The following is a 6,927-nucleotide window of genomic DNA, read 5'->3' on the forward strand; positions in this document are numbered from 1 at the left end:
CCCGCCATCAATCCCAACAACCATTGTTCTTTCCGGCCTTGGCAACGCCTGCCGCTGGTTAATACTACCACAATCGCACATCCACTGCTCTTCTCCAATTTCTTGCTCCTGGGCTAAGGCCAAGTCATATAGATGGTTCTGGATCGTTGTTGCGTTAATCGTTTCTGCAACCGGCAGGACTTCTTTCAATAAATTCGCCGTTTTTTCAAAAGGGATTAAGCAGGCCCATTTTGTTTCAAGAAACAAAAGCTCAGGGGTAGTATGGTTTGGAAGTAGTTCATTTAGAGGGCTGAACGTTTTTTTATCTTCGCCATAATACCTGGGGCTTTCAAAAGTGATATCACCAAAAAGTGTTTTGAGTTTAACGGTATAGTTTCCTTTTTTACGAAGCTTTTGCAGCCCCTTGTTTTTGATAAAAGCTCCCAGTTGCTTTTCCACGATAGATTGCTGCAGATTTTTCAATAGCTGCTTTGATTCACAAAGGTTCATTCCAATGTTTTCAAAAGTGTCAAATGGCTTATCAAAGGTGAAAATCTCGTCAGTGCAAGCAGTTTCATTTTTCCCGGGTTCACATACTAATTGGAGTTTGAATTTCATGATTATTAAGGTTATCAGGAAATGTAATCTTTGACTTTTCTTACCGTATTGATAGAGGTATCACAAATTTTAGCGGTTTTACGCGCACTGATACCTAAACGTAGATTCCGAACCACCGAGGGATACTTTTTTAAAAAGACTACCTTATCCTCGCTGGATCCGTCAGGCCTGCCTAAGTGTTTACCTTTCCGACGTGCTTCGTCCATTCCTGACAGGATGCGTTCCCGCAATGTTTCCCTTTCCATCCGCGCAAATTCTGCCAGCAGCGTAAACATAAATTGGGCAATGGGGTTTCTCTTGCCATTTTTTAATGTTTCAATTCCAAAGTTTTGAACATACACAGTGATTTGAAGTTTAGTCAGCTCCTCCAATACATTTAAAACTTCAACCGTCGAGCGTCCCAAACGGGAAACTTCCTGAACCAGGACCGTATTGATCTCACGATTACGAGCCATGGTGAGCAGCTCCTGCAGCCCATCACGCTCCTGGTTATACTTTGCCCCGCTTACCTTTTCAGCTATTTCTGCAACAATCTGTAGGCTTTGATTTTGAGCCACCGCCCGTAAGTCTTCTATCTGCCGTTGGTAGTCCTGTTCTCTTTTTGATACCCGGACGAAAATCACTCCCTTTTCCATCACACCAAGTTACAAACTATAATCAAATTAACCACTAGGTTTTATTGATACAGAAAGTGCTACTCATCATCATCAAAATAAGCATCGTAACCGCCCAAGGTTCTCCAGAATTTACCGTCACCCTTATTTTGATACAGTTTGGCTAAGGCCTGATTCATTTTTTTCTTGTCGAAGACTTCACTGCGGTGTTTGAGATACCACCAAGGCGCATTATCCAGGTCAAGGTCCGGAAGTTCTCCGTTCTCAACACTTTCCAGTACGTTTGATAAGGTTTCCTGGATCCAACTGAACTGGCCTATCAAAGCATGCTGATAAGCATAAGGCCCGCCGACATCTTCCGGTGGGCAAGCCCTTCGTCCAGCTGTACAAATTGGGTGTCGGTATCCGGGTGTGATATTCTCAACCTTCTCGACACGGATTTCGTGTTTCCAGTAATCGCCAAAATCATAAACATATGAAAACTTATCACCAGCCCTCAAACCTAAATTTCCAATGTAAATCTCACTGGGATCATCCCGATAATACCCCCCGCCGTCATAAGCAATTCCATAATCCACTCCCCAGATATGAAAAACATGTAAATGCTGGTTTTCCCAACCCATCATCATCTGTATCAAATGATGGAGCTCAGCAATGTGTGTATTGCCGTCAATGATAAAGCGCCGGTAGATCATCGGCGAAATATTCAGGATGTGTACCTTCAAATGATACACGGCAGTTCGAGGATCAACAACAACTGGCTGGACGACATTTTTTGATTTCATGAGAAGATGGGGCCGCCTAGGTTTTCAAATCTTTCTCAAGTTATCAAACAATTAAATGCCCCACACTTTTTGATGCTCTCTTCCGTGCGGGGTAAACTAAAGAAAGGGAGAAAAACCGTCACGACTTTTGTGTAGAATTTTTATTTGCCATAAGTCCGGAATATTGAATTCTAAGGCGCTAGGTTCAGATCCATGATCGAGTCCAAATCAAAGATTTTATATTCTTTACCATCGGAGAAGTCGTATTCTCCCACCAGGTTAATATGTGCCCAGCTGTGGGTAGAAGTTGCAAGGATTTTTTTCAACAGGATCTGCCTGTCTTGTTCGGACTCAACTGCTATCAGTTTTTCGGATAATAACAACAGATTATAAGTGTTTACTGCATTCGCTATCAATCTTTTACAACCTTCTGCTATCAATTGTTCTTTCCGGGTAGCCCAAATCAATTCTTGGTTATTGCCTACGGTGATGGCTTTTGAAAAGTTGTTGCTGCTTTCGATTTTCGAAAGGGATCCCGACACTGATTTACGGATTATTTCATCATCCATATATTGGTAGACGTATGCGGTTTTGTAGAGCCTTCCCAAATCTTTAAGGGCTTTGTAAAGCGGGTGTTGCTTTGAATACGAGTTTAAACGCCTGAACAACGTTGATGCCTTGGCGTAACCAAGTTTGATTGTACAGACAAGTCTTAAAATTTCATCCCAATGATTTTCGAGATGCGCCAGATTAATTTTAAGACCAGGAACAATCTTATAATTCAGCTCGCGGTAAGTCCGGGCTTCGTCAATTGAATATAGTTGTTGATGATGAAACCTGGCGAATCTAGGACGAAAATCAATCCCAAGCAGGCCAGTTACGGCAAATACCGGTTCACTAAACCCATGGGTGTCTGTTGAATGGGCATTGGGAATAATTACTTCATTATGCGTCAAACCATCCAGGACATAATGTGATTCAGGTTCGGCCGCGCTGAATACAGTTGAATAAAATAACTGTCCGGCTTCGTCCAGAAAAGAATACATGGTTACACCCCTTCCATTCCCAAAGTATTTAAAGGAAGGAGAAGCTACCAACGATGCAACCGATACATCGAATTTTTGACCGTCACTGGAAGTATGAATAAAGTCAGCATCTTTTCTAAAATGCTCGGTAAGTGGTAAGGCATTGCTAAATGCAAGTACTTTATCATTTGCCTGTATTACAGTCTCCGGTGAAAAATATTGGAGTGCCGTTGTCTCCAGTGAACTGGTCCTGATACCTTTGGACATGAAAGAGAACTTGCGGATACCAATATTGCACCCGAACCCAAGAATTGCTGCAAAGAACAACTGCTCGTCCGGGCGTTTAGGAATGCGATCTATACCACCGTGAACGAGAGAGGAAATAAAACCAGTGGCACTTTGAACAGTTGAAAGAACTTCTACCAATGGAATGACATATTCCTGCGGATAGAGCGATTCTAAATCTGTGATTTCTTCTGATCGTTTATCTTTCATCAGGTGCCAGTCACCAGAAGGATCGAAGTATACCTGTTTGTTACTGCCTTTTGCTATATGTTCATTTGTTAATTTAATTTGGGCATTGAGTTTTTCGTTTAATCTGAGCAGGGTTTTTCTCGAATCTGCAAAAGCTGTTAAGCCGGCTTGCTCAATTAGTTTTTCCTTTTCTTTATTCCATGCCGATGACGGTATTTGATACTCGTCAAAACTCCGGTAATCGTATGATGAATCGATTGGAAGTGCTCCCGACTTAATATTATCCCTGATTTCCTGGAACAGGAATACTTTATATAAACCTGTCCGCAATTTTCCTTCCGGTGTTAGTACGCGTTGTTGCTGTTCCATCCCTAAAAAATCAGTTGGTACTGCTGCCCGGGAAATTATAGCACCGTTCTTTTCCTGGTAGTACCGGACTGCTGCAAGAATATCCTTTCCTGATGAAGTTGCACTCGGGATCAAGGCTTTGACAATATCACTGACTTTACCATTTAGTTTAGACGCATTTTTTTCAAGCGTCTGATAAAAATCTTCCCGGTCGTTTATTTTTTGGTTGGCTTCTTTCAATGCTTTAAGGCGCTGCTGGTCTTCCTGTAACAGTTTTTGAGATAGCCGTTTGTTTTTAAAAAGCTGTTCAATCAATGTTACTTTGGCCAAGGGCTTCATGGCAGTGTCAGCAATAATTTGTTCAATGGCACCCAAAACATCAATGTGGGTGCTACTCCGGTGGGCAACACTGCTGACCAGCTGCGCGGTCTGCATCCTGTTTTGATAAAGCTCTTGTTTTACTGAGTTTTCACAACCATTGACATAGTTGGTGACCGCACTATTCAAAGTGAGGATAAGTGCATCTCCCAACATATAATACTGATGGATAATAAAAGAAATCAAAAGTAGATAACGGTTCGTGCTGCGTGTAGTTATTTGTGTTACCTGGTTATTGATGACATATTCAGCGTAGAATTGAATGGTCGCATCAGATAGTTTTAAGCGCTTGGATACCGGTAGTAACTGCAAATACATGATCTTCAAGCTTTGAAAGTTTGCCACACGCTCACGGATCTGTTTTGTCTCCATGGATTGAGAGACCCGTTTGAAAAATGTAATCTCATAACGTTTTACTTTTAAATGCTTCCTGCTGTCCTGCTGATAAGAAGTGTGTTCGACCAGAAGCTGCTCTAAAAGTAAAATATCAGCAGCAGTCAGGTACTTATTTAAAATAGACTCTAAATTTTGTTCGAAACTGGCAAGCGCTTTGTCCAAAATCGTTTTCAGGCTTTGGTAGGTTGGAATTTCGATATGATGTGACTGGAGAAAGTCTACCATACCTTCAAATATCAGGTATGGCCTGGTCTGTACATGGGCCAGTCTCTGTGTTTCTTGGGTCAATGTTTCAATTGAAGATTTTTCGAAAGGTGCAAACCCGAAGTATCCAAGAATATCTTCCCGGTGCCTGAGTGATGTCCGTCCTTCATAATCGCCCATTTGTACAGCATTGCCATCAACAGAAATTCTTGCCGCTAAAAAGTCCACATCACTTTGGTGAAAACGGTTAGATCCAAAAAACCGGCTGACTACCCGGAAGTATCCAACCTGTAAAAGAAAGCCAACTTTATTGGATGGCGTTTGCAAAGTCTTGACATATTCAGTAGCCCACTCAGGTGCCTCTAAGAAAATCATTTTCTGATCAACACTCAAAACAGGTGGATTGTCAAATCGTTGCCGGGCTTCGGAAGTCAGGTATTCTTTTCTTGGCATGAGACGATTTGTTTGTATAAAAAAACGTTGCTCAGAATGTACAAAACCGCCAGTCCTAGTAAAGCAGGCAAAGTGCTCAGAAACCAGGTATATATTATCATTCTAGTAAAATAAACTTGTATACCAATCTAAGTACATTAAATTTGATCTGTTAGATGCATTAAAGTATACAGAAGTGAAAATAGGATACGCAAGGGTCTCGACCCAGGACCAGAATTTAGAAATGCAGCTGGACGCTCTTCAAAAAGCAGGGTGTGAAAAGGTATTTCAGGAAAAGGCTTCCGGAATAAAATCGGATCGGCCACAGCTTGCTGCTATGCATCAAATACTTCGCGAAGGTGATGTGATATACATTTACAAGCTTGACCGGTTAGGACGTTCTTTGAAACATTTACTTGAAATGACCTCCGATTTAGAAAAGCGAGGAATCGGTTTGGTGTCGATTAATGATCATATCGATACAACTACCGCTCAGGGCAGGCTCATCTTTAATATTTTCGCATCGCTTGCTGAGTTTGAGAGAGACCTAATCCGTGAAAGGACGCAGTCTGGCCTGGAGGCTGCACGCGCCAGGGGAAGAAAAGGTGGCCGAACAAGAGGTTTAACGAAAGAAGCGGAAAGAACGGCTATTTTAGCCCAAACATTATACAATGAACGGGTATTAGGAGTTGATGCTATCGCTACTGACCTAAGAATATCAAAAATGACACTTTATAAATATCTTCGGCACAGGGGAGTAGAAATAAACAGTAAAAAATAGGAAACTCTGATGTTTCAAAAACCAATTTTGACGCATCAGATTAAAACAAACAATTGTACTTCCCTTATACGCCTACCAAATATGCGCCCCAATTTTAGCCTACAATCCGACTTGCTGATAACTGGTTTGCTGGTATTAGTGCCGGTCATAATATTTTCGGTAGTCTGGATACAATATGCCGTCAATATTCCTCATTGGGACGACTACGTACTACAATGGTTTCCCTTGGCATTAGAGCGTGAAACGCAGATTAAAGGCAGCATTTACCAATTCTTTAAGCAACATAACGAGCACCGAATTGTTTTCGATAGAGTCATAACCTATCTGGACTATAAAATGTTTGGTAAGATCGACTACCTGCGGTTAATGGCAATCGGCAATTTGAGCTTGTTAGGCTTGCTGGCTATATTCGGAGCTGAACTGCGCCGGGCAGGTACTCGACTAATATACCTTGTACCACTGGCTTTCGTATTGTTCAATCTTTCGCAGTGGGAAAATATGTTTTGGGGTATGGCTGCACTTCAAAATTTCGCTGTCGTTCTGTGGGTTGTATGGGCGATATATGGTTTGACTCATTGGATGGGTTCCCGAAGCCTGATATTTACATTTGGCTTAGGTGTACTGGCAACACTGACGAGTGGCAATGGTCTGCTAATTTGGCCAATTGGCACAATCCTGCTCGTGCTCCAACGACGCTGGACTAGCCTCATTCCCTGGCTTGGAGGCGCAATAATCATAGTTTGTCTGTACTTTGTAGGTTATGTCAAGCCACCAGCAAATCCGTCAGCAGGGGGGGATCTCATCGATTTTTTTACCGGCTGGATGGTGTTCATCGGATCAGTAGGCGAAGTAAGCCCATTAGGGATACCGTTATACACCTGCATGGCTCTGGGTGGACTTTTAACTGTGGGTAT

At 42.1% G+C, this 6,927-nt stretch carries 4 protein-coding genes and 2 pseudogenes; 2 read left to right on the forward strand and 4 right to left on the reverse strand.

All coding sequences use genetic code 11. The features are described 5' to 3' along the window. From ACTIE6_RS04940 to ACTIE6_RS04955, 4 genes and pseudogenes are all read right to left on the reverse strand, one after another. Positions 1-597, reverse strand: a pseudogene (locus ACTIE6_RS04940) (hypothetical protein); the annotation flags it as partial. A gap of 14 nt (positions 598-611) precedes the next feature. After that, complete coding sequence (locus tag ACTIE6_RS04945; protein ID WP_139011906.1) at positions 612-1,232, reverse strand: recombinase family protein; 621 nt, start codon at positions 1,230-1,232, stop codon at positions 612-614. A 59-nt stretch (positions 1,233-1,291) separates the two neighbouring features. Then, positions 1,292-1,996 (reverse strand): plasmid pRiA4b ORF-3 family protein, encoded by a 705-nt coding sequence (locus ACTIE6_RS04950; RefSeq protein WP_139011907.1) that lies wholly within the window; start codon positions 1,994-1,996, stop codon positions 1,292-1,294. A gap of 170 nt (positions 1,997-2,166) precedes the next feature. Then, positions 2,167-5,253 carry a Tn3 family transposase gene (locus ACTIE6_RS04955; RefSeq protein WP_439555570.1) on the reverse strand — a complete coding sequence of 1,029 codons (3,087 nt, stop codon included), beginning with the start codon at positions 5,251-5,253 and terminating at the stop codon, positions 2,167-2,169. Between the two features lie 175 nt (positions 5,254-5,428). Between ACTIE6_RS04955 and ACTIE6_RS04960 the strand changes: the two genes are divergently transcribed. Together ACTIE6_RS04960 and ACTIE6_RS04965 are read left to right on the forward strand one after the other, a co-directional pair. Next, on the forward strand, positions 5,429-6,013 hold the full coding sequence (locus tag ACTIE6_RS04960) for a recombinase family protein (RefSeq protein ID WP_439555571.1): 585 nt from the start codon (positions 5,429-5,431) through the stop codon (positions 6,011-6,013). 9 nt (positions 6,014-6,022) lie between these two features. Then, positions 6,023-6,927 (forward strand): annotated as a pseudogene (locus tag ACTIE6_RS04965) (hypothetical protein); the annotation flags it as partial.

The organism is Dyadobacter sp., assembly GCF_051859145.1.
GTDB lineage: Bacteria > Bacteroidota > Bacteroidia > Cytophagales > Spirosomataceae > Dyadobacter.

Bases quoted from the DNA above. Each gene is read 5' to 3' on its own strand.
- ACTIE6_RS04955 (WP_439555570.1), bottom strand. From the start codon at position 5,253: ATGCCAAGAAAAGAATACCTGACTTCCGAAGCCCGGCAACGATTTGAC.
- ACTIE6_RS04950 (WP_139011907.1), bottom strand. From the start codon at position 1,996: ATGAAATCAAAAAATGTCGTCCAGCCAGTTGTTGTTGATCCTCGAACT.
- ACTIE6_RS04945 (WP_139011906.1), bottom strand. From the start codon at position 1,232: ATGGAAAAGGGAGTGATTTTCGTCCGGGTATCAAAAAGAGAACAGGAC.